The organism is Kitasatospora phosalacinea (assembly GCF_030268885.1).
Taxonomy (GTDB): Bacteria; Actinomycetota; Actinomycetes; order Streptomycetales; family Streptomycetaceae; genus Kitasatospora; species Kitasatospora phosalacinea_C.
In genome coordinates this window covers 102,636-123,758 of sequence record NZ_BSSA01000009.1, presented here as the reverse complement: position 1 = coordinate 123,758, position 21,123 = coordinate 102,636, and the positions used below count along the sequence as shown (strand labels likewise).

General features: G+C 74.2%; 17 protein-coding genes. 11 read left to right on the top strand and 6 right to left on the bottom strand.

The window, feature by feature from the left end:
• Positions 1-40: 40 nt before the first annotated feature.
• Together QSK52_RS15640 and QSK52_RS15635 are read left to right on the top strand one after the other, a co-directional pair.
• Entirely contained in the window at positions 41-2,860 is a 2,820-nt protein-coding gene (locus tag QSK52_RS15640) for a cellulose binding domain-containing protein (RefSeq protein WP_285736656.1), read from the top strand.
• Positions 2,861-3,079: 219 nt separating this feature from the next.
• Positions 3,080-3,787: a hypothetical protein gene (locus tag QSK52_RS15635; protein WP_285736655.1), complete on the top strand. Its 708-nt coding sequence runs from the start codon at positions 3,080-3,082 to the stop codon at positions 3,785-3,787.
• Positions 3,788-3,914: 127 nt separating this feature from the next.
• Here QSK52_RS15635 and QSK52_RS15630 read toward each other — a convergent pair whose 3' ends face one another.
• On the bottom strand, positions 3,915-4,367 hold the full coding sequence (locus QSK52_RS15630; protein ID WP_285736654.1) for an SgcJ/EcaC family oxidoreductase: 453 nt from the start codon (positions 4,365-4,367) through the stop codon (positions 3,915-3,917).
• 105 nt (positions 4,368-4,472) lie between these two features.
• Here QSK52_RS15630 and QSK52_RS15625 point away from each other — a divergent pair, with 105 nt between their 5' ends.
• Positions 4,473-4,961, top strand: coding sequence for a MarR family winged helix-turn-helix transcriptional regulator (locus QSK52_RS15625; RefSeq protein WP_285736653.1), 489 nt, complete (start codon positions 4,473-4,475; stop codon positions 4,959-4,961).
• A 7-nt stretch (positions 4,962-4,968) separates the two neighbouring features.
• On the opposite strand, the gene QSK52_RS15620 is transcribed toward QSK52_RS15625, so the two are convergent.
• Both QSK52_RS15620 and QSK52_RS15615 read right to left on the bottom strand, forming a co-directional pair.
• Positions 4,969-5,940 carry an acetylxylan esterase gene (locus QSK52_RS15620; RefSeq protein WP_285736652.1) on the bottom strand — a complete coding sequence of 324 codons (972 nt, stop codon included), beginning with the start codon at positions 5,938-5,940 and terminating at the stop codon, positions 4,969-4,971.
• A 46-nt stretch (positions 5,941-5,986) separates the two neighbouring features.
• Positions 5,987-6,811 (bottom strand): FadR/GntR family transcriptional regulator, encoded by an 825-nt coding sequence (locus QSK52_RS15615; protein WP_285736651.1) that lies wholly within the window; start codon positions 6,809-6,811, stop codon positions 5,987-5,989.
• Positions 6,812-7,003: 192 nt separating this feature from the next.
• Between QSK52_RS15615 and QSK52_RS15610 the strand changes: the two genes are divergently transcribed.
• From QSK52_RS15610 to QSK52_RS15580, 7 genes are all read left to right on the top strand, one after another.
• Complete coding sequence (locus QSK52_RS15610) at positions 7,004-8,614, top strand: ABC transporter substrate-binding protein (protein ID WP_285736650.1); 1,611 nt, start codon at positions 7,004-7,006, stop codon at positions 8,612-8,614.
• A 109-nt stretch (positions 8,615-8,723) separates the two neighbouring features.
• On the top strand, positions 8,724-9,674 hold the full coding sequence (locus QSK52_RS15605) for an ABC transporter permease (protein ID WP_285736649.1): 951 nt from the start codon (positions 8,724-8,726) through the stop codon (positions 9,672-9,674).
• A gap of 2 nt (positions 9,675-9,676) precedes the next feature.
• Complete coding sequence (locus tag QSK52_RS15600) at positions 9,677-11,680, top strand: dipeptide/oligopeptide/nickel ABC transporter permease/ATP-binding protein (protein WP_285736648.1); 2,004 nt, start codon at positions 9,677-9,679, stop codon at positions 11,678-11,680.
• Positions 11,677-12,660: an oligopeptide/dipeptide ABC transporter ATP-binding protein gene (locus QSK52_RS15595; protein ID WP_285736647.1), complete on the top strand. Its 984-nt coding sequence runs from the start codon at positions 11,677-11,679 to the stop codon at positions 12,658-12,660. Before QSK52_RS15600 ends, QSK52_RS15595 begins: the two co-directional genes overlap by 4 nt.
• Complete coding sequence (locus QSK52_RS15590; protein ID WP_285736646.1) at positions 12,657-13,580, top strand: dihydrodipicolinate synthase family protein; 924 nt, start codon at positions 12,657-12,659, stop codon at positions 13,578-13,580. The genes QSK52_RS15595 and QSK52_RS15590 overlap by 4 nt, the downstream gene beginning before the upstream one ends.
• A 518-nt stretch (positions 13,581-14,098) precedes the next feature.
• Entirely contained in the window at positions 14,099-14,986 is an 888-nt protein-coding gene (locus QSK52_RS15585) for an ROK family protein (RefSeq protein ID WP_435053269.1), read from the top strand.
• 217 nt (positions 14,987-15,203) lie between these two features.
• Positions 15,204-15,914, top strand: coding sequence for an N-acetylmannosamine-6-phosphate 2-epimerase (locus QSK52_RS15580; RefSeq protein WP_285736644.1), 711 nt, complete (start codon positions 15,204-15,206; stop codon positions 15,912-15,914).
• 66 nt (positions 15,915-15,980) lie between these two features.
• Here QSK52_RS15580 and QSK52_RS15575 read toward each other — a convergent pair whose 3' ends face one another.
• Positions 15,981-16,460, bottom strand: coding sequence for a hypothetical protein (locus QSK52_RS15575; protein ID WP_285736643.1), 480 nt, complete (start codon positions 16,458-16,460; stop codon positions 15,981-15,983).
• 234 nt (positions 16,461-16,694) lie between these two features.
• Here QSK52_RS15575 and QSK52_RS15570 point away from each other — a divergent pair, with 234 nt between their 5' ends.
• Entirely contained in the window at positions 16,695-18,515 is a 1,821-nt protein-coding gene (locus tag QSK52_RS15570) for a sialidase family protein (RefSeq protein WP_285736642.1), read from the top strand.
• Between the two features lie 224 nt (positions 18,516-18,739).
• Here QSK52_RS15570 and QSK52_RS15565 read toward each other — a convergent pair whose 3' ends face one another.
• Together QSK52_RS15565 and QSK52_RS15560 are read right to left on the bottom strand one after the other, a co-directional pair.
• On the bottom strand, positions 18,740-19,501 hold the full coding sequence (locus tag QSK52_RS15565; RefSeq protein ID WP_285736641.1) for a FadR/GntR family transcriptional regulator: 762 nt from the start codon (positions 19,499-19,501) through the stop codon (positions 18,740-18,742).
• Between the two features lie 130 nt (positions 19,502-19,631).
• Complete coding sequence (locus QSK52_RS15560; RefSeq protein WP_285736640.1) at positions 19,632-21,071, bottom strand: sialate:H+ symport family MFS transporter; 1,440 nt, start codon at positions 21,069-21,071, stop codon at positions 19,632-19,634.
• Positions 21,072-21,123 lie beyond the last annotated feature (52 nt).

The window sequence follows — 21,123 nt, the reverse complement described above, 5'->3', positions numbered from 1 at the left end:
CGGTTTTCTGGTCCCCCACCCGTGACCGAGGAGATCCCCCATGACCCCTGTGCCCCTGGAGCGCCGGGCCGCCGCGCGGCCCCCGGCGCGCGGACGCCGGCCGGTGCTGGCGACGGTGGCCGCCGCAGCCGCCCTCGCCGCCTGCGCGGCGACCGCGGCACTGCCCCAACTGTCGGCCAGCGCCGCCGAGTCGGTGACCGCGGCGAGCCAGCCGTACACCTGGAACAACGTGCAGATCGGCGGTGGCGGGTTCATCCCGGGCATCGTCTTCAACCAGGGGCAGAAGGGCCTGGTGTACGCCCGCACCGACATCGGCGGCGCGTACCGGCAGGACCCGACCACCAAGCAGTGGATCCCGCTGCTGGACTCGCTGGGCTGGGACGACTGGGGCCTGACCGGCGTGGCCAGCATCGCCACCGACGCCAAGGACCCGAACCGGGTCTACCTCGCGGCGGGCACCTACACCAACAGCTGGGACCCGGCGAACGGCGCGATCCTGCGCTCCGCCGACCAGGGGAGGACCTGGCAGCGCACCACCCTGCCGTTCAAGGTCGGCGGCAACATGCCGGGCCGCGGCATGGGCGAGCGCCTGACCGTCGACCCCAACAACAGCGCGGTGCTGTGGTTCGGCGCGCCGAGCGGCAAGGGCCTGTGGCGCAGCGCCGACTACGGCGTGACCTGGTCGCAGGTGACGGCGTTCCCGGTCACCGGCACGTACGCGCCGGACCCGTCCGACTCCTCGGGCTACCAGAGCGACCCGCTGGGCGTGCTGTGGGAGGTCTTCGACCAGGGCAGCGGCACCGTCAACGGCGTGACGAGGACGATGTACGTCGGCGTCGCGGACAAGCAGAACAGCGTCTACCGCTCGAACGACGGCGGCACGACCTGGACCAGGATCGGCGGCCAGCCCACCGGTTTCGTCCCGCACAAGGCGGTGCTGGACGCGTCCGGCAACCTGTTCGTCGCCTACTCGGACACCGGCGGCCCGTACGACGGCGGGCACGGCGACGTGTGGAAGTACGCGACCGGCGCGGGCACCTGGACGAACGTCAGCCCGGTGCCGTCCTCGGACAGCAGCAACAACTTCTTCGGGTACTCGGGACTGACCGTCGACCGCCAGCACCCGAACGTGCTGATGGTGACGGGCTACAGCGCGTGGTGGCCGGACACCCAGATCTGGCGCTCGACCGACTCGGGCGCGACCTGGAAGCCGTTCTGGTCGTACAACGGGTACCCGACCCGGGTCGACCAGTACTCCATCGACATCTCCTCGGCGCCGTGGCTGACCTTCAACGCGAACGTCTCCGCGCCGGAGGAGTCGCCGAAGCTCGGCTGGATGACCGAGTCGCTGGAGATCGACCCGTTCGACTCGGACCGGATGATGTACGGCACCGGCGCGACGCTGTACGGCTCCTCGAACCTGACCAACTTCGACAAGGGCACCAAGCCGACCATCGCCCCGGTGGTCAAGGGCCTGGAGGAGACCGCGGTCAACGACCTGGTCTCGCCGCCCACCGGTGCGCCGCTGCTCAGCTCGCTGGGCGACCTCGGCGGGTTCAGGCACGACGACCTGACGAAGGCCCCGGCGAAGATGTTCTCGCAGCCGAACCTGGCCTCCGGCACCTCGATGGACTTCGCCGAGTCCTCCCCGTCGGTCATGGTGCGGGTCGGTGACACCGCGTCCGGCTCGACCGAGAAGCACATCGGCTTCTCGACGGACGGCGGCGCCAACTGGTTCGCGGCCTCCGCCGAGCCGGGCGGCGTGACCGGCGGCGGGCAGGTGGCGATCGCGGCGGACGGCGCGACCACCGTGTGGAGCCCGAAGGGCGCCGGCGTGTACCGCACCTCCGGGACGGGCAGCTCCTGGACGGCCGTCACCGGCCTCCCGGCGGGCGCGGGCGTCCAGGCCGACCGGGTCGACCCGAAGACCTTCTACGGCTGGTCCGGCGGCACCTTCTACGTCTCCACCGACGCGGGCGCCACCTTCACCGCCAAGGCGAGCGGCCTGCCCACCGAGTCGGTGCGCTTCAAGGCCGTCCCGGGCGCGAAGGGCGACGTCTGGCTGGCCGGCGGCACCGCCACCACCAGTTACGGCCTGTGGCACTCCACCGACGGCGGCGCGTCCTTCACCAAGCAGGCGGGCGTCGACCAGGCCGACAACATCGGCTTCGGCAAGGCCGCCCCCGGGAAGAGCTACCCCGCGATGTACACCTCGGCGAAGATCGGCGGGGTGCGCGGCCTGTACCGCTCCGACGACGCGGGCGCCAGCTGGGTGCGGATCAACGACGACGCCCACCAGTGGGCCTGGACCGGCGGCGCGATCACCGGCGACCCGCGGATCTACGGCCGGGTCTACGTCGGCACCAACGGCCGCGGCATCGTGTACGGCGACACGGCGGGCGGCACCTCGTCCTCGCCCTCGCCCTCCGCCTCGGCCTCGGTCTCCGCCAGCGCCTCGGCCTCGGCCTCGCCGTCCCCGTCGGCCTCCGCCTCGGCCTCGCCGTCCGCGTCCTCCTCGCCCACCGGTGGCACCTCCTCCTGCGAGATCACCTACGCGGTGTCCAGCCAGTGGGGCGGCGGCTTCGGCGCCAACGTGACGGTCGCCAACAAGGGCACCACCGCGGTCAACGGCTGGACGGTGAAGTGGGCCTTCCCGAGCGGACAGACCGTCACCTCGCTGTGGAACGGCAGCGTCAGCCAGAGCGGCGCCCAGGTGACCGTCACCGACGCGGGCTACAACAGGACGATCGCGCCCGGGAGTTCGACCTCCTTCGGCTTCAACGCCAGCTGGAGCGGCGCGAACACCGCTCCGACCGCGTTCACCCTGAACGGCACCGCGTGCAGCGTGAAGTCCGGCTGACACGGTGACAGGCACGTCGCCCCCGCCCGGGATCGTCCGGGGCCGGGCCGGGGCGGCGGCACCACGGCGGAGCCCGGGTCGCCCATGTTCTCGTGGGGAGGCGACCCGGGCCCCGTCGCGTTCCGGCCCCGTCGCACCCCGGCCCGTCGCGTTCCGGCCCCGTCGCGTCCGTCTCCAAAACCGGTGGCCGCTCGGCGGGGTGCGTGCTGTACTCGGCGGGTGGTCGACAGCAGCGGGGGCGGGCGGATGCGGCTGCGGGTGACCGGCCGGCCGGTGGCCACCGGTTCCGGGGCGCACCTCGGCCGGCTGCTGGACACCGGGCCGATGCTCCGCGGCACCTCCTTCCACCCGCCCGACCCCACCGTGGCGTTCCTGTACGCGAGCCGCGCCGACCTGCTGCGCCTGGGCGCCCTGTTCCGGCTCGCCGCGACCAGCCCGCACAGCGCGCTGCACGTCCCGGCCCCGCCGGGCCCCGGCCCGGTGGACGCCCGGAGGACCGCCCTGCTGGTGGCCCGCGAGGACACCGGCCTGCGCCCGTCCGACTGGCCCGTCCTGCGCCGCGTCCTGCGCCGCGACGGCACCCCCCTGACGGTGACCGCCCCGGCGCCGCGCCCCGCCGACCGGCCGGACGACGTCCGCCGCCTGGCCGACCGCCACCCGGCCCGCTTCGCCGAACACGCCGGGGCGTCCTTCGTCCTGGCCCACCCCGAACTCCTGTTCTGGATGGGCGACTCGCTGACCGCCGCCGGGGAGGCCGTCGCCACCGACCGCGAGGTCCACCGCCGCGGCGAGAGCCACCGGGACGACTGGGCGGGCTTCTTCGACCCGGAGCGCACCGACGACCCGATGCACGCCCTGTGCGTGGTCGCCGCCGACCCGATCTTCCACCGGGCCCACTGGCAGCGACGGCGCACGTCCGGCGCCTGAAGGCGCTCGCGCGGCGGGACCGCGGCGGCGCGGGAGGTCAGGCGGACCCGGTCGCGGACCGGAGCGGGGCGGCCCCGGCCGAACGGGCCGCCGGGGAGCGGGCGTTCGCGCGCCGGGTGCCCTGCGGTCAGGCCGCGGCGGGGCGGGTGGCGGGCTGGGCGCGGAAGGAGAAGGACTCCAGCAGGGGGCGGTGGCGGGTCTTCTGGACGGCGGCGATCAGCCACGCGCCGTCGGTGCGAACCAGGGTGTAGGTGGCGAGCTTGCCGAGGCGGCCGGGCCGGGCACCCTGCTTGCGGACGTCGCCGCGGGTGACGGCGACGGCGGTGTCGGGACCGTAGAAGCGCAGGTCGACCAGGTCGAGGTCGAGGCGGGTGCCCTTCAGGAAGCTGTCGAACAGGGCCTGGTGGGCCCGCCCGATCTCGGCGCCGCCCCGGTAGAGGGTGCCGACGTAGGTGAGGTCGGTGGCGTCGGCGGTGAAGCAGGCGCCGTAGGCGGCGCCGTCGCCGGACGCCCAGGCGGTGGCGCTGCGCTCCAGCAGGGCGCGGACGGCGGCGGTGTCCTCGGTGCGGTCGGTGTGCATGACTCCCCCTCGTGGTAGCTTCGACAACGAAGAAGCTTCCTCCAGGATTTTCCTTCCTCGAGGATTCCTCTTCTTTAGAGAAGAGATTAGGGAGTGAGGGAGCCCGTGTCAACGCACGCACAGTCGCAGGCGCAGCCGCAGCCGCACGCCGACCCGTCGCAGGAGAGTGCGACCTACCGCCGCTACCTCAGCGCCGTCCTGCTGCACGGCCACGCCGGTGCCAAGGCGTGCGGCCTCGGCGCCACCGACCTGTACGCGCTGAACGTGCTCGACCTGGGGGGGCCGATGACCCCGGGCGAGCTGGGCGCCCGGACCGGGCTGACCACCGGGCCCACCACCCGGCTGGTCGACCGGCTCGAAGCCGCGGGCTACGTGCGCCGCGTCCCGTCGCCGGACGACCGCCGCAAGGTGATCGTCGAACCCGTGGGCAGGCCCGCGGAGTTGGACCGGGTGCTGGCCCCGGCCAGGCGGCGGCTCGGAGAGCTGCTCGGCAGCTACCCGCCCGAGCAGCGGGCGGTGCTCTTCGACTACTTCGCCCGCGCCACCGAGGCGTACCGGGAGGCGGCCGAGCAGCTGCGCGACCCCGAGGAGTGACCTCGGGTCAGCCGATGCGCCCGCGCAGCCAGGCGAGCTTGGCGGCCAGGTGGACCTCGCCGCCGCCCTCGTGGCCGTTGAACTCGTAGACACGCAGCGCCTTCTCGCCGGGATGGGCGTGGTAGGCGGCGAAGCAGCCGGAGGGCGGGCAGATCGGGTCCATCATGGCGATGGAGAACAGGGCGGGGGCCTGGATGCGGGTGGCGAGCAGGGCCGCGTCGAAGTAGGCGAGGGTGGCGAAGGTGCGGGTGGTGCGGTCGCGGTGCAGGCGCAGGTACTCGGCGATCTCGGTGTACGGGGGTCGGGCGGCGGTGCGCACGCCGCGCGGGAAGTCGCAGAGGAAGGGGACGTCGGGCAGGACCCCGGCGAGGGGGGCGTCCGTGAGCGCGGCCGCCGCGAGGGAGATGCCGCCGCCCTGGCTGGTGCCGGTGACGGCGATCCGGTCGGGGTCGACCTGCGGGAGGGTGCGGGCGGCGGCCAGGAAGCGGACGGCGTCGGTGTAGACCCGGCGGTAGTAGTAGTCGTCGGGACGGTCGAGGCCGCGGGTGAGGAACCCGGGGACGGCGCCCGCGGGTTGGGCGGCCGGGTCGTCGGTGCGACCGGGGGCGGCGGACCAGCCCTGGCCGCGGGTGTCCATGATCAGGTGGGCGTAGCCGGCGCAGGCGTAGGTGAGGTTCTCGTGCGGGAGCCCGGCGCCGCGGCCGTAGCCGAGGTACTCGACCACGCAGCCGAGCGGGCCGCTCGCCTCGGCGGGGAGGTGCAGCCGGCCGTGGACGGGGTGGCCGCCGAAGCCGGGGACGGTGAGGTCGTAGCTGTCGACCAGGGCGAGGCCGTTGGGGGCGGGGGTGAGCGCGGGGCGCTCGACGGCCGGGCCGGCTTCGGCGAGGGTGCGCTGCCAGAAGGCGTCCAGGTCGGCGGGTTCGGGGAGTTGGGGGCGGTAGGCGAGGCACTCGTCGAGGGTGAGGTCGGTGAGCGGCACGGGTGTCTCCGGAGGCAGGAGGAGCTGGGAGCACCCGGATCGTAGGTCAGACATCAGACGTCTGTCGACCTGACGGCCGGACTCGGACCCGGGCGGCGGCCTCCGCACGGGCGGCGGCGATCCGGCGGCGGACCGGGACGTAGTGCCGCCGGACGGCCTCGGTGAACCGGCGGGCGTCACCGGTCCGCAGCGCCTCGACCATGGCGCGGTGCGCCTCGACGGTGTCGGCCTCGTCCTGCGCGGTGACGATGTTCAGGTGCGGGGCGACCACGGCGTGCACCTCCCAGCAGGCCGAGGAGAGCTGGGCGACCAGCTCGTTGGCCAGGGGTTGCAGCAGCAGCGCGTGGAAGCTGCGGTCGGCCGCCACGATGTCCCGCCCGCTCCGCAGCCGGTCCTCCATCTCGCCGACCAGCTCGGCGAGTTGCTCCAGGTGGACGGGCAGCAGGGCGTCGATGATCCGCCCCGCCATGGCACGTTCGAACAGCTCGCGGACGTCGACCAGGTCGGCGAGCACCCGGAAGTCGTCGTCGGGGCTGAGCAGTCCGCGGAAGCTGAGGCTCTCCACCAGGGCGGAGAGGCCGAGCCGGCCGACGAAGGTGCCGTGCCCGTGCCGGACCTCGACGATGTCGAGCGCGTCCAGCACCTTGATCGCCTCGCGGACGGTGGAGCGCCCGGCGCCGAGCAGCTCGCAGAGCTCGTTCTCGCTGGGCAGCGCGTCGCCCGGCTTGAGCCGGCTCTGCAGGATGTAGCCCTTGATCCGGTCGACCACCGAGGGCCTCGCCGGGCCGGGCCCGGGACGGAACGCCCAGGTCGGCGGGTCGGCCCGCCCCTGCGCGCCGTTGCCGAATCGTGAACCTGCGGCGGTCGTCATCCCTTGACCCTCCCCTGTGGCGGCGGCTACGTTCACACCCTAACAGCTCAGACATCAGATGTCTGATGACAGAGGAGCTGTCCTCCTTCTGCACCGCACCGCCCGGGCTTCCGACCCGGCACCCCCCTCGCGGCCCCTGCCGGACCCCGAGGTGACACCCCCTCACTCCGCCTTCCCCCACAAGGAGCTCCCGTGCTGGAACGGACGTCCAAGGAAGTCGACCGCCGCGGCTTCCTGCGCCTGGTCGGCGCCCTCACCACCGCCACCGCGATCGCCGGTTCGGTCGCCGCCTGCGGCGGCCCGTCGTCCACGGCCGCGGGCTCCGCCTCCGACGGCGGCGCCAAGGGCGGCAGCGACGGCACCATCGAGGCCGGCATCTCGTACGCCCTGTCCACCGGCTTCGACCCGATGACCTCCTCGGGCGCCACCCCGGTCGCCGCCAACCTGCACGTCTTCGAGGGCCTGGTCGACCTCGACCCGGCCACCCGCGAGCCGTACCCGGCGCTGGCCACCGCGATGCCGCAGCAGGTCGACGACACCACCTGGCGGGCGCAGCTGCGCTCCGGCGCGACCTTCCACGACGGTTCGCCGGTCACCGCCGAGGACGTGGTGTTCTCCTTCACCCGCGTCCTGGACCCGGCCAACTCCTCGCTGATCGTGCAGTTCCTGCCGTTCCTGGAGCAGGTCACGGCGGTGGACGCGAGCACCGTGGAGTTCAGGCTGAAGTACGCCTTCCCGCTGTTCGCGACCCGGATCTCGGTGGTCAAGGTCGTCCCGAAGAAGGTCGTCGAGGCCGACCAGAAGGCGTTCGACGCCAAGCCGACCGGCTCGGGCCCGTACCAGGTGGTCGAGGCGACCCGGCAGGACAAGATCGTCTTCCGGCGGCACGACGCCTACAACGGCCCGCGCCCGGCCAGGGCCGCCTCCATGGTGTGGCGGCTGACCTCGGACCCGACCGCGCGGGTCTCCTCGCTGGTGTCGGGCCGGGTGCGGGCGATCGAGGACGTGCCGTACGTGGACGTGGCCGGGCTGAAGGGCAAGGCCACCACCGAGTCGGTGGAGAGCTTCGGCAACCTGTTCCTGATGTTCAACTTCGCCCGCAAGCCGTTCGACGACAAGCGGGTGCGGCAGGCCCTGCACTACGCGCTGGACGTGGACAAGATCGTCGCCACCGCGATGTACGGCAACGGCACCGCCTCCACCAGCTACCTGCAGCCCAGCCACCCCGACTACCACCGGGCGGCCACCGTCTACGGGCACGATCCGGAGAAGGCGAAGGCGCTGCTGACGGAGGCCGGGGCGAGCGGGCTGTCGGTGACGCTGCTGACCACCAACACCGGGTGGGTGAACGACATCGCGCCGCTGATCAAGGAGAGCTGGGACGCGATCGGCGTGCGGACCACGCTGGACATCGGCGACTCCTCCGGCCAGTACAAGAAGGTGGACGCGGGCGACTTCGGCGTGATGGCGGCGCCCGGCGACCCGTCGGTGTTCGGCAACGACGTCGACCTGCTGCTGCGCTGGTTCTACGGCGCGGGCGTGTGGACCACCAAGCGCTTCCGCTGGGACGGCTCGCCGGAGGACCGGCAGGTCCGCGACCTGCTCGACCAGGCCGCGCGGACGGCCGACCCAGCGGCCCGCTCGGCGCTGTGGAACCGGACCATCGACCTGATCGCCGAGCAGGCGGTGCTGTACCCGGTGGTGCACCGCAAGCTGCCCACCGCGTGGAACGGCGGGAAGCTGGCCGGCTTCAAGCCGCTGCCCACCACCGGCCTGTCCTTCCTCGGCGTCTCCGCGGCGTAGGCGCCCGCGCTCGCTCGACGGGCGCCCGCGCCCGCTCGACCGGCGCCGGGGGCCGGGCCCGCCGCACCGGGCCGGTCCCCGGCGTCTCCCCTCCTCCCTAGGACTCCTCATGCTCGTATTCCTCCGGCTCGCGCTGCGGCGGCTCGCGATGCTGCCGGTGATGGTCCTCGGCGTGACCCTGCTGGTCTTCGTGGTGCTGCAGTTCTCGCCCGCCGACCCGGCGTACAACGCCCTCGGCGACGGCGCCTCGGAGCAGGCCCGGCAGGCGTTCGCCGCCGCCAACGGCCTCGACGACCCGCTGCCGGTGCGCTACGTCCGCTTCCTCGGCGACCTGCTGCACGGCGACCTCGGGCTGACCGTGCCGCCCAGCGCGCCGGTCGCGGACCGGATCGCCACCGCGTTCCCGCTGACCCTCCAACTGACCCTGCTGGGGCTGGCGATCGCGATCGTGCTCGCCCTCGTGCTCGGCATCACCGGCGCGCTGTACCGCGACCGCTGGCCCGACCAGCTGACCCGGGTGCTGTCGATCTCCGGCGTCGCGGTCCCGTCGTTCTGGCTCGGCATCGTGCTGATCCAGGAACTCGCCCTGAACCGCTCGATCCTGCCGACCGGCGGGTACGTCAACCCGGCCGACTCGGTGGGCGGTTGGCTGCGGACGATGATCCTGCCCGCGGTCTCGCTGGCGGTCCCGGTGGCGGCCGGGCTGGCCCGGCTGGTGCGCACCTCGATGGTCGCCGAACTCGACCGCGACTACGTGCGCACCGCCACCGGCAACGGCCTGCCGCGGGCCGTGGTGATCCGCGGCGTGCTGCGCAACGCGCTGGTGACCCCGCTGACGGTGCTGGGGCTGCGGGTCGGCTACCTGCTGTCCGGCGCCGTGGTGATCGAGACCATCTTCGACCTCCCCGGCATGGGCAAGCTGATCCTGGAGGGCGTCACCGGCGGCGACGTGGCCCTGGTGCAGGGCACGGTGCTGACCATCGCGGTGGTCTTCCTGGCCGTGAACGTCCTCGTGGACCTGCTCGTCCTGCTCGTCAACCCCCGTGTCAGGACGGTGTGATCATGCGTATCGGACTCCTGCGCTCGCTGGCCCGCCCCGGCATCGCCTTCCGGCGGCTGCCGCTCGCCTCCCGGATCGCGCTCGGCGTGCTGCTGGTGGTGCTGTTCGCGGCCGTCCTCGGGCCGCTGTTCACCCAGGACCCGCTGACCACCGGTCTGCCGGTCCAACCCCCCAGCGGCGCGCACTGGTTCGGCACAGACCGGGCCGGGCGCGACGTGTTCGCCCGGGTGGTCGGCGGCGCCCGCTACTCGCTGGTGATCGGCCTCGGCGCGACCCTGGTCGCGCTGCTGCTCGGCAGCGTGCTGGGCGCGTTCGCCGCGACCTCCCGCAAGGCCGGGGACGAGGGCGTGATGCGCACCCTCGACGTGGTGATGGCCTTCCCGCCGATCGCGCTGGCCGCCGTGCTGGTGACCATCTTCGGCACCAGCGTGCCGATCCTGGTGTGCACCATCGCCTTCGTGTACGTGCCGATGCTGACCCGGGTGGTGCGCGCCAACGTCCAGTCGCAGTACGGCGAGGACTACGTGGCCGCCGAGCAGGTGATCGGCGCCCGGCGCGGCTGGATCGTGCTGCGGCACGTCGCCGTCAACTGCGCCGCACCCGTCGCGGTGTTCGCCACCGTGCTGGTCGCCGAGGCGATCATCTTCGAGGCCAGCCTGTCCTTCCTGGGCGCGGGCGTGCAGCAGCCCAATCCGAGCTGGGGCAACGTGCTGGCGTACGGGCAGCAGATCCTGCTGGCCGGCGGCTGGTGGGCGACGCTCTTCCCCGGCCTGGCGATCCTGGTCACCGTGCTGGCGCTGAACGTGCTCGCCGAGGGCCTGACCGACGCCACCGCCGCGCCCTCCTCCGCCGCCGAGTCCCCTGCTGCGGAGGGCGGTTCGGAGCCCGCCGCGGACAGCGGCCGGGAGAACGCCGCGGACCGTGCTCCGGAGCCCGCCGCCACAGCGGTGACGCCCGAGGACGAGCGGGTTCCGGCCGCGCTGGAGGTGCTCGCCGAGCGGATCGCCGCGCGGCCCGCCCCGGTGACGCCCGTCCCGGCGGACGCGCCCGTCCTGCTCGCGGTGCGCGACCTGTCGATCCGCTTCCCCGACCGGTACGGCGAGGTCGCCGTCGTCGACGGCCTGTCCTTCACCGTCCGGCAGGGCGAGACCCTGGGCCTGGTCGGCGAGTCGGGCTGCGGCAAGTCGATCACCTCGCTGGCCGTGACGGGCCTGCTGGCCCGCAACGCCGAGGTCTCCGGCCGGATCGAGTACCGCGGGCAGGACCTGCTCACCCTGGACGCCGGAGCACGCCGCGCCCTGGCCGGCCCCGAGATCGCCATGGTCTACCAGGACGCGCTCTCCTCGCTCAACCCGTCCGTGCTGGTCGGCAGGCAGCTGCGCCAGCTCACCTCGCGCGGCGGGACCAGGACCCCCGCCGAACTGCTCGAACTGGTCGGCCTCTCCCCCGCCCGCACCCTGCGCTCCTACCCGCACGAGCTGTCCGGCGGCCAGCGCCAGCGCGTCCTGATCGCCATGGCGCTCTCCCGCGACCCGAAGCTGCTGATCGCCGACGAGCCGACCACCGCGCTGGACGTCACCGTGCAGGCCCAGGTCGTCGAACTGCTGGTCCGGCTGCGCGAGGAGCTCGGCTTCGCCATGGTGCTGGTCTCCCACGACCTCGCCCTGGTCGGCGACCTGGCCCACCGGGTGGCCGTCATGTACGCCGGTCAGCTCGCCGAACTCGGCGACACCGACGCCCTGTTGACCGACCCGGCACACCACTACACCCGCGGCCTGCTCGGCTCGGTGGTCTCGCTGGAGGCCGGTTCCGCACGCCTGCACCAGATCCGCGGCGTGGTGCCCGCCCCGCAGCGCTTCAACTCCGGCTGCCGGTTCGCCACCCGCTGCGCCGCCGCCACCGAACTGTGCCGCACCACCCCGCCGCAGGCCGTCGACCGCGCCACCGGCCACGCCTTCGCCTGCCACCACCCGGCGGCCGCCCGGCTCGAAGGGAGCCTGCGATGACCACTCCGGTACTCAGCCTGGAGGGTGTGCACGTCCGCCACCGGGCCCGTAGCGGCGGGCTGTTCAAGCGGGACGCGGTGCACGCCCTGACCGACACCGACCTCACGGTCGGCAAGGGCGAGATCCTCGGCCTGGTGGGCGAGTCCGGCTGCGGGAAGTCCACCCTGGCCCGGGTGTTGACCGGACTGCAGCGGCCCACCGAGGGCACCGTCTCCTTCCGGGGCGAGGACCTGTGGGCGCTGCCCGGCGACCGGCGCCGCCGCGAGTTCGGCTCCAGCGTCGGCATGGTGTTCCAGGACGCCTCCACCGCGCTCAACCCGCGGCTGCCGATCGGCCGGATCCTGCGCGACCCGCTGGACGTCCACCGACGCGGCACCCCCGCCGAACGCGAGGCCCGCGTCGAGGAGTTGCTCGACCTGGTCGGCCTGCCCGGCCACGTGGTGCGCAACCTGCCCGGCCAGCTCTCCGGCGGACAGCGCCAACGCGTCGCCATCGCACGGGCGCTGGCGCTGGAACCGGAGATCGTGGTCGCCGACGAGCCGACCAGCGCACTGGACGTCTCGGTGCGCGCCCAGGTCCTCAACCTGCTGGTCGACCTGCGCGAACGCCTGGGCCTGGGCATGGTGTTCATCTCGCACGACATCCAGACCGTGCGCTACCTGGCCGACCGGCTGGCCGTGCTCTACCTCGGCCGGGTGGTCGAGGAGGGCCGCGCCGAACAGGTCACCACCGCGCCCGCCCACCCGTACACCCGGGCCCTGCTCTCCGCCACCCCCAGCCTGCTGGAGGACACCGCGCGGATCGTCCTGCACGGGCCCGTCCCCTCCGCCACCAACCCGCCCTCCGGCTGCCCGTTCCGCACCCGCTGCTGGAAGGCCGACGACGCCTGCGCCACCGCGTTCCCCGCCGCCGACGGCGACGACGCGCGGCGCTGGCACTGCGTCCACCCCGAGATCCTTCTGCCCAGGAGCACGTCATGACCGCCCGCCGCCCCGCCTTCGCCGGTGTCGTCCCGCCCGTCGTCACCCCGCTGACCGCCGACGGCGAGATCGACGCCCCCTCGCTGGAACGCCTGGTCGGCTTCCTGCTGGAGGGCGGCGTGGACGGCCTGTTCGCGCTCGGCAGCTCCAGCGAGACCGCCTACCTCACCGAGGCCCAGCGCACCCGCGCCCTGGAGGTCGTGATCGGTGCGAACGCCGGCCAGGTGCCGGTGATCGCCGGATGCATCGAGACCACCACCAACCGGGTCGTCGAACGAGCCACGATCGCACGGGAGTCGGGCGCGGACGCGGTGGTCGCCACCGCGCCCTTCTACACCCGCACCCACCCCGTGGAGATCGAGCGGCACTTCCGCGAGATCGCCGCGGCCGCCGAACTCCCGCTGTTCGCCTACGACATCCCGGTGTGCGTGCACACCAAGCTGGACACCGGCATGCTGCTGCGACTGGCCGCGGACGGGGTGCTGGCCGGGGTCAAGGACTCCTCCGGCGACGACGTCGCCTTCCGCTACCTGTGCCTGGGCGCACGGGAGTTGCCCGACTTCGCGGTCCTCACCGGTCACGAGGTGGTGGTCGACGGCGCCCTGCTCGGCGGCGCCGACGGCGTCGTCCCCGGCCTCGGCAACGTCGACCCGCACGGCTACCGCCGCCTCGCCGACCACGCCGCCGCGGGCGACTGGGCCGCCGCCGCGGCCGAGCAGGACCGCCTGGCCCGCCTGTTCGAGATCGTCACCGTCGCGCGGGACACCTCCGGCACCGCCGCGGGCCTGGGCGCCTTCAAGACCGCCCTGATGCTGCGCGGCATCATCACCACCAACGCGATGAGCACCCCGATGGCCGCGTACGACGCCGCCCAGACCGCCGCCGTCGCCGCCCTCCTCGACCGGGCCGGACTGCGATGACTCCCGCACCGCTCGGGAGCGCACCGCACCGGGCCGACGGCCTGGACGGCGCGGACGGCAGGACGGCAGGCCCGGCAGGTCCGGTAGGCACAGACAGCAGGACGGCAGGCCCGGCAGGTCCGGCAGGCACAGACAGCAGGACGGCGAGCAGGACAGGAAGCCCGGACGGTCCGACGGCTCCGGACAGCGAACCGGCAAGCCCGACGGGCCCGGGCGGCCGCCCGGCAGGCTCCGGCAGCAGGCCGCGCGATGCGGACCGGGCCGACCGCGGAGCAGCAGACCGAGCCGGTGCCGCCCCGACGCCGAGCGGCTTCCCGGCGGGCCCGTCCGACGGCCCGGCGGGCCCGGGCGGTGGCGCGCCGCCCGACGGCGGTCCGGTGCCGGGCCCGGCCGTCGGCGCGGACCCCGGCCCCGCGGCCCGCGGCCTCGTCCGCACCGCGGTCGCTCCGGTTCACGCCCCACGGTCGGTCCTCGCCGCGGGCGGGTCCGGTCGTCCCCGGCCGGTCCTCGTGGCCGGGGTGGACGTCGGCGGGACGAAGACCTCCGCCGCGCTGGTCGGGCCGGACGGTGCGGTCGGGCCGGTCGTCACGGTGCCCACGCCCGTCTCCGGGGGCCCGGCCGCGGTGCTGGCGGCGGTCGCCGGGGCGGTGCGGGCGCTGGGCGGCGAGCCGGCCGCGGTCGGGGTCGGCAGCGCGGGGGTGATCGACCCGGTGCGCGGCGCCGTGGTCTCGGCGACCGAGGCGATGCCGGGCTGGGCGGGCACCGAACTCCGTTCGGGCCTGGAGCAGTTGCTCGGGGTGCCGGTCGCCGTCGACAACGACGTGCACGCGCACGCCCTGGGCGAGGCGTGGACGGGTGCGGCCCGCGGCGCCCGCTGCGTGCTGCTGGTCGCGGTCGGGACGGGCGTCGGCGGGTCACTGCTGATCGAGGGCCGCGTCCACCACGGTGCCCGGCGGGTCGCGGGGCACCTCGGCCACCTCGCCGTCCCCGAGGCCACCGGCCTGCCCTGCACCTGCGGTGGCACCGGCCACGTCGAGGCGGTCGCCGCCGGGCCCGCCCTGCACGCCGCGTACCGCCGCGCGGGCGGCTCCCCGGACGTCGCCGACCTGCGGGCCGTCGCCGCCCTCGCCGCGGACGGGGACGCGCTCGCCTCGGCCGTCCTGGCCACCGGCGCCCGCGCCCTGGGCCGGGCGGTCGGCGGCCTCGCCAACGTCCTCGATCCGGACCTGGTCCTGATCGGCGGCGGTGTCAGCCACTGCGGCCCGCCCTGGTGGGAGCCGCTGCGCGCCGCCTTCGCCGCCGAGCTCCTCCCCCCGCTCGCCGAACTCCCGCTCACGCCTTGTGCCCTGGGCACCACGGCCGCACTCGTCGGCGCGGCGGGGCTGGCCTGGCACGGGCTGCGCTGAGGAAGAGGCGCGACCAGGGGCCCGGGGCTGCTGCGGGTTCGCTGCCGGTGCGTGCCGTCGGCTTCGGGTGCTGTTCCCACGGCCCGGAGCAGCACGGGCCCCTCGACGGGCTCCGGCCGCCGGCAGCACGGGCCCGCCGTTCCCCGCACCCCTGGTTCGTTCCCCTTCGGCTGCGAAGAGTTCCCTCCACCCTCCTTCACCTCAACGGAGCACACCCATGACGTCCCGGCAACTCCCCTCCGTCCTCGACCGCTTGCGCGGGCAGCTGATCGTCTCCTGTCAGGCGTACCCGGGTGAGCCGCTGCGCGATCCGGAGGCGATGCGGCGGATGGCGCTCGCGGTGGTGGAGGGCGGCGCGGCGGGGGTGCGGGCGCAGGGGCTGGCGGACCTGCGGGCGATCCGGGCGGCCACGGACGTGCCGCTGATCGGGTTGTGGAAGGACGGTGCGTCGGGGGTGGTGATCACGCCGACCGCCGAGCACGTCCGGCAGGTCGCGGCGACCGGGGCGGAGGTAGTGGCCCTGGACGCGACCTCCCGGCCCCGGCCGGACGGGCGTCCGGTGGTGGAGTCGTTCGCTGCCGCGCACGGGGCGGGCGCGCTGGTGATGGCGGACGTCGCGACCTTCGAGGAGGGCCTGCGCGCCGCCGGGGCGGGGGCCGACCTGGTGGGCACCACGCTGTCCGGCTACACCGACGACTCCCCCCGCCTGCCCGGCCCGGACCTCGACCTGGTCGCCCGCCTGTCCGCGGCGCTGGACGTCCCGGTGGTCGCCGAGGGCCGGATCCACACCCCCACCCAGGCCCGGGCCGCCCTGGAGGCCGGTGCCTTCGCGGTCGTGGTGGGCACCGCCATCACCCACCCGACCTCGCTGACCCGCTGGTTCGCGACGGAGCTCGACGCCGCGCACCGCGGGGCGGCCCCGGCGTGACGGGCGGCCGGGTGCGACGGGCGGTCCGGCGTGACGGACGCTCCGGCGTGACGGACGGTCCGGTGCTCAGCCCCGGAGAGCGGGGTCGCCGACCAGGAACATCCGCTTCTCGAGTTCGTCCTCCGCCCAGGGCATGGTGGCCCGGAGGTCCATCCAGACCTGGTCCTTGCGGGCGCCGGGCCGGTCGAGCCCGGCGGCCACCCAGGTGAGGATTCCGGTGAGCGTCTCGCGGGCGCGTCCGGGTGCCGTGACGGCGAGGGCGAAGGGGACGAGCAGGCCGATCCGGGTGATGACGACCATCTCCTCGTCGTCCGGGTCGCGCCGGGCGCTCATCCGGTTGCTGGTCCGGTCGGTGACCTCGACCCACTCCACCACCGCGCCGGGGGCCTGCTGGGCCAGGCAGTCGGTGAGGGAGTCGCGGACGGCCCGGGCGGGGTCGTCGCCGAGCCAGCCCATCCACTGGTCGGGGTCGGCGAGCCTGCTGAAGTCGTCCGCGGGCGGTCCGTGCTGCGGGCCGCCCTGTGGTGCTGCCCCGAAGTCCGTCATGATCCGTCCCCGCCCTCTTCCTGGTACGGCCCCACCGGTCGCGGCGGCCCCCTCGGTCGGCATGTTCGCACACCCTCGGGGGCTCGACGCGCAGCATCCCTCCCAGGACATCTGATGTCTTACGTCAGATACCTTGACCGCCACCTCCCGACCTCCCTAGGGTCGCTGACCAGACATCAGATGTCCTTGCTCTGATCCCTCGTCACCCCCCCATCGGACGATTGCGAGTACTTCGTGACCCTGTCCTCCCCGCGCGCCCGCACCCTGCTCGGCGCAACAGCCCTGGCCTCCCTGGCCGCCACCGCCCTCCCGCTCGGCGCCGCCACCGCGGCGGCCGCCTCCCCCGTCGGCCAGTCGGCCGTGGTCAGCCAGGACTGCGCCTCGGGCGGCCGGATCCAGCAGACGGTGGTGAACAACACCGCCGCCCCGACCACCTTCACCCTGACCTGGCCGGGCAACGGCACGTGGACGGCGACCGTCGCCGCCTTCGACTCCGGCCACTTCTACTTCACCAAGCCGTCCGGCACCGCCTACACCTTCCGCACCACCACCCCGCAGGGTTACGACAGCACCGTCAGCGGCACCCTGGACTGCACGGACGCGCTGGCCGCCACCGTCAGCCTGGAGTGCCCGCGGAACGCCGACGGCTCGCTGCCCGCGAGCCACCGCCTGCGGGTGACGCTGGACAACCGCACCGCCGCCGCGCAGACCTTCACCGTGGCCTGGCCGGGTCGGACCAACTCGCCCTGGACGGTGACCGTCCCGGCGATGTCCGGCGACTCCTCGCTGTACTGGACCGTCCCGAACGGCACCCCGTACGCCTTCAACCTCTCGGCGGCCGGGAGCAGTTGGACCGACAGCGAGTCCGGCACCGCGAACTGCGGCCTGGCGCCGGGCACCCCGGGCATGAACGCGCAGACCGTGCTCACCACCGCCACCCCGATCAGCGGCGTCAACACCCGCTCCGCGGACGGGCTCTCCTACACCACCACGACCACCACCGCGAAGTCGGTGCGGATCCCGGCGCTGGCCCAGACCGCGTCCGGCACGGTGATCGCGACCGCGGACGCCCGGATCGACGGCGGGGCGGACCTCGGCGGGGGGACGAACAACATCCAGGTGGTGATGGTCCGTTCGACCGACGGCGGGGTGACCTTCTCGGCGCCGCGGATCATCGCGCACCCGGCGACCACCGCGGAGGGCTACGGCGACTCCAGCCTGCTGGTGGACCGGACCACCGGTCGGGTGTTCTGCTTCTTCACCTACGCGCCGAAGGTCGGCGTCGGCTACTACGGCTCCACGGCCGGGGACACCTCGGCCGCCTCCACCACCAACACCCACGTCATGTACGTCACCTCGGACGACGACGGCGCCACCTGGAGCTCCCCCGTCGACCTCAACCCGTCCGTCCGGGACGCGAGTTGGGCGGGCATGTTCGCCTCCTCCGGCCACGGCGTGCAACTCGCCTCGGGCCGCCTGGTGCAGCCGATGGTCTACCACGACGCGGCGGGCGACCACGCGGCGAACCTCTACTCCGACGACCACGGCGCGAGCTGGCACTCCGGCGGCTCGGCGGCCACCGGCGTGAACGAGTCCAAGGCGGTCCAGCGCGGCACCGGCAAGGTCGTCCAGAACATGCGCTCCAACGCGGGCGGCAACCGCTGGTACGCCACCACCACGGGCGGCACCGACGTCGCCGGGACGTTCGGCACCGCGTGGAACTCCGGCCTGCTGGATCCGGGGTGCAACGGCGACGAGATCTCCTACCTGCGCCCCACCGACGTCGACCCGGCCGGGCACCCGCTGCTCAGCTCCACCGCGGTCCTCTCCAACGCCGCCACCTCCGACAACGCCACCCGCCGGGACCTCACCGTCCGGATCAGCCAGGACGACGGCGCCAGCTGGCCGCACCGCGCCCTGCTCAAGGCCGGCCCGAGCGGCTACTCCAGCGCGGCGGTGCTCAACGACGGCACGGTGGCCGACCTGTACGAGATCGGGAGCACCGGAGGCATCGTGTACACCGACTTCACCACCGCCTGGGTGAGTTCCTCCTGACGGAGCGCCAGCCGTGGGACCGGGGAGCTGGAACGGGGGCTCCTCGGTCCCGATCCGTTCCGGCTGCGCACGCCCGGGGTGGAGCAGGGCCTCCAGGGAGATCCGGCCCTGCGGTCACGCGCAGCGCGTGGCGGCGGTGGCAACCGTTCGGGTCGGCCGCGGTGCGGAGCAGGAACGGGACGGCCGTGGCCGGGTCGTCCTGCCACCTCTTGCCCGTCGGGCGGTCAACTGCCGTTCTGCGCGGCAGCCTTGGCGTTGCGTTCGCGGGCGGCGGCGATCCGGCGGCGGGCCGGGCGGTAGTGGGCCTCGACGGCGCGGTCGAAGGCGGTGGGGTCTCCGGCGCGGACGGCGGCGACCACGGCGCGGTGGGCGTTGACGGTGTCGAGTTCGTCCTGCTTGGTGATGACGTGCAGGTGGGGGGCGACGATGCCGTACACGTCCCAGCAGGCGGAGGAGAACTGGCTGATGATCTCGTTCTTGAGCGGTTCGACCAGCAGGGCGTGGAAGCGGCGGTCGATCGCGATGACCTCCTGGCCGGCGGCCAGTCCGGCCTCCATCTCGTCGACCAGTTCCTCCAGGGCGGTGATGTGGTCGGCGTGCAGGGTGTCCAGGATGCGCTGGGCCATGCCGCGCTCCAGCACCTCGCGGACGTCGACGAGTTCCTCCAGCACCTTGAAGTCGTCGTCGGGGCTGAGCAGTCCGCGGAAGGTGAGGCCCTCGACCAGGGCGGACATGCTGAGTCGTCCGACGTAGGTGCCGTGGCCGTGCCGGACCTCGACGATGTCCAGGGCGTCGAGCGTCTTGACGGCCTCGCGGACGCTGGAGCGGCTGGCGCCGAGCGCCTCGCACAGTTCGCCCTCGCTGGGCAGCAGGTCGCCGGGGCGCAGCCGGTTGTCGATGATGTAGCGCTTGATCCGCTCGGCCACCTCGTGCCGGCGCAGTGGCCGCGGCGACGCGGCGCCCTTGGTGCGGATGGTCTCGGCCACCGGTGCTGTCCCCTTCTCCGCCGCCCGGCGCGTCCCGCCGGGCGTTCGACCGCGTGGCGTCGGGCCACGGGGGCTGTCAGCGTACCAGCCCGGTGCCCGGACATCCGATGTCTGACCAGCGGGCGGAAGGTCAGGGGGCGGGGCGGTCGGCGAGGCGGTGCAGGCGGCCGGGGACGTCCAGGCCGATCAGCAGGATGACGAGCAGGCTGAGGCCGAAGGTGAGCACGGCCAGCGACTGGCCGAGCGGGCGCCCCTCGGCGAGGCGGGCGCCGAGCAGCGGGGCGACGGCGCCGCCGAGCGCGCCGACGTTGTAGACGAAGCCGAGGCCGGAGGCGCGGCGTTCGACCGGCAGGTGGCCGCCGAGGTAGCGGGGCAGCAGTCCGGAGATGCCGAAGCTGGTGGCCTGCAGCAGGAACAGCAGGACGCCGAGCAGCAGCAGGTCGTCCCGGACGGCGAAGACCGGGAACACGAAGGCGAGGGAGGCGGCGAGGGTCAGCGCGTACGCCTTGGCGGGGCCGAGGCGGTCACCGGTGAACCCGGCCAGCACGCACCCCGCGGCGGTGCCGAACCCGGCCCAGAACAGCACGTCGCGGACCTGGTCGGCGCCGTAGTGCAGTTCGGTCTTGAGGTAGGTGGGCAGCAGCGCCTGGACGGGCCAGGTGTACAGGAACCCGGCGAAGACGGTGACGGTCAGCGCGAGGTACAGCACCCGGTGGCCGGGGCTGCCGAGCCGGACGGCCAGGGTGCCTAGGGCGGTGGCGGCCAGCAGGGCGAGCAGCCAGGCGGTGGCGGTGGACGGGGCGCGGCCGGTGAACAGGGCCAGCAGGGCGGCGGAGGCGCAGGCGGCGAGGGTGAGGTGGAGAGCGGCGCGGCGCGGCGAGGGGGTGCCGTCGGGCCGGGTGAACAGCGGGCGGAACGGGTTGGGGCGGGTCGCGGTGTCGGCGATCGCCTCCTCCCAGTCCTCGGCCTCGGGCAGGGCGCGGCGCATCCACAGCGCGAACAGGGCGGGCAGCACGCCGAGGTAGAACATCCAGCGCCAGCCGAGCGCGGGCACCACCTGGCTGTAGACCTGGGCGGCGAGGACGGTGCCGATCGAGTAGCCGGAGATCAGGAAGCCGCTGGCCCGCCCGCGCACCCGTTCCGGCCAGCTCTCCATCACGTAGGTGGCGCTGGCGCTGTACTCCCCCGCCATGCCGAGCCCGACCACCAGCCGGGCGGCGTACAGCGTCCCGTAGCCCTGGGCGAGGCCGCAGGCCAGGGTGCCGAGGGAGAACAGCAGGATGCTGGCGGTCATCGCGGCCCGCCGTCCGCGGCGGTCGCCGAGCGCGCCCAGCAGCATCCCGCCGAGCCAGCGGCTGACGAACGCGGCCGAGACCAGCGAGGCGGCCTGTACGGCGTCGAGTCCGAACTCGGCCCGGACCTCGGTGAGGACGAGGGTGATCAGGACGAAGTCGAAGCCGTCCAGGACGTAGCCGCCCCAGGCGGCGGCGAAGGCCGTCCAGCCGCGTCGGCCCACCTGCCGGTACCAGCGCTCCGGGCGGGTCTCGCTGCGTGGGGGCGGTCGGTCCATCGCGGCAGGATATCCGGACGCGACGATTCCGCTCCGCGGGGCCCGGCCGGAG

What these genes read in the sequence shown, in the direction of transcription:
- QSK52_RS15615 (WP_285736651.1), bottom strand. Translation starts at nt 6,811, where the DNA reads ATGACGACCGCCGCAGGTTCACGATTCGGCAACGGCGCGCAGGGGCGG.
- QSK52_RS15560 (WP_285736640.1), bottom strand. Translation starts at nt 21,071, where the DNA reads ATGGACCGACCGCCCCCACGCAGCGAGACCCGCCCGGAGCGCTGGTAC.
- QSK52_RS15640 (WP_285736656.1), top strand. Translation starts at nt 41, where the DNA reads ATGACCCCTGTGCCCCTGGAGCGCCGGGCCGCCGCGCGGCCCCCGGCG.
- QSK52_RS15590 (WP_285736646.1), top strand. Translation starts at nt 12,657, where the DNA reads ATGACCGCCCGCCGCCCCGCCTTCGCCGGTGTCGTCCCGCCCGTCGTC.
- QSK52_RS15630 (WP_285736654.1), bottom strand. Translation starts at nt 4,367, where the DNA reads ATGCACACCGACCGCACCGAGGACACCGCCGCCGTCCGCGCCCTGCTG.
- QSK52_RS15580 (WP_285736644.1), top strand. Translation starts at nt 15,204, where the DNA reads ATGACGTCCCGGCAACTCCCCTCCGTCCTCGACCGCTTGCGCGGGCAG.
- QSK52_RS15600 (WP_285736648.1), top strand. Translation starts at nt 9,677, where the DNA reads ATGCGTATCGGACTCCTGCGCTCGCTGGCCCGCCCCGGCATCGCCTTC.
- QSK52_RS15605 (WP_285736649.1), top strand. Translation starts at nt 8,724, where the DNA reads ATGCTCGTATTCCTCCGGCTCGCGCTGCGGCGGCTCGCGATGCTGCCG.
- QSK52_RS15595 (WP_285736647.1), top strand. Translation starts at nt 11,677, where the DNA reads ATGACCACTCCGGTACTCAGCCTGGAGGGTGTGCACGTCCGCCACCGG.
- QSK52_RS15575 (WP_285736643.1), bottom strand. Translation starts at nt 16,460, where the DNA reads ATGACGGACTTCGGGGCAGCACCACAGGGCGGCCCGCAGCACGGACCG.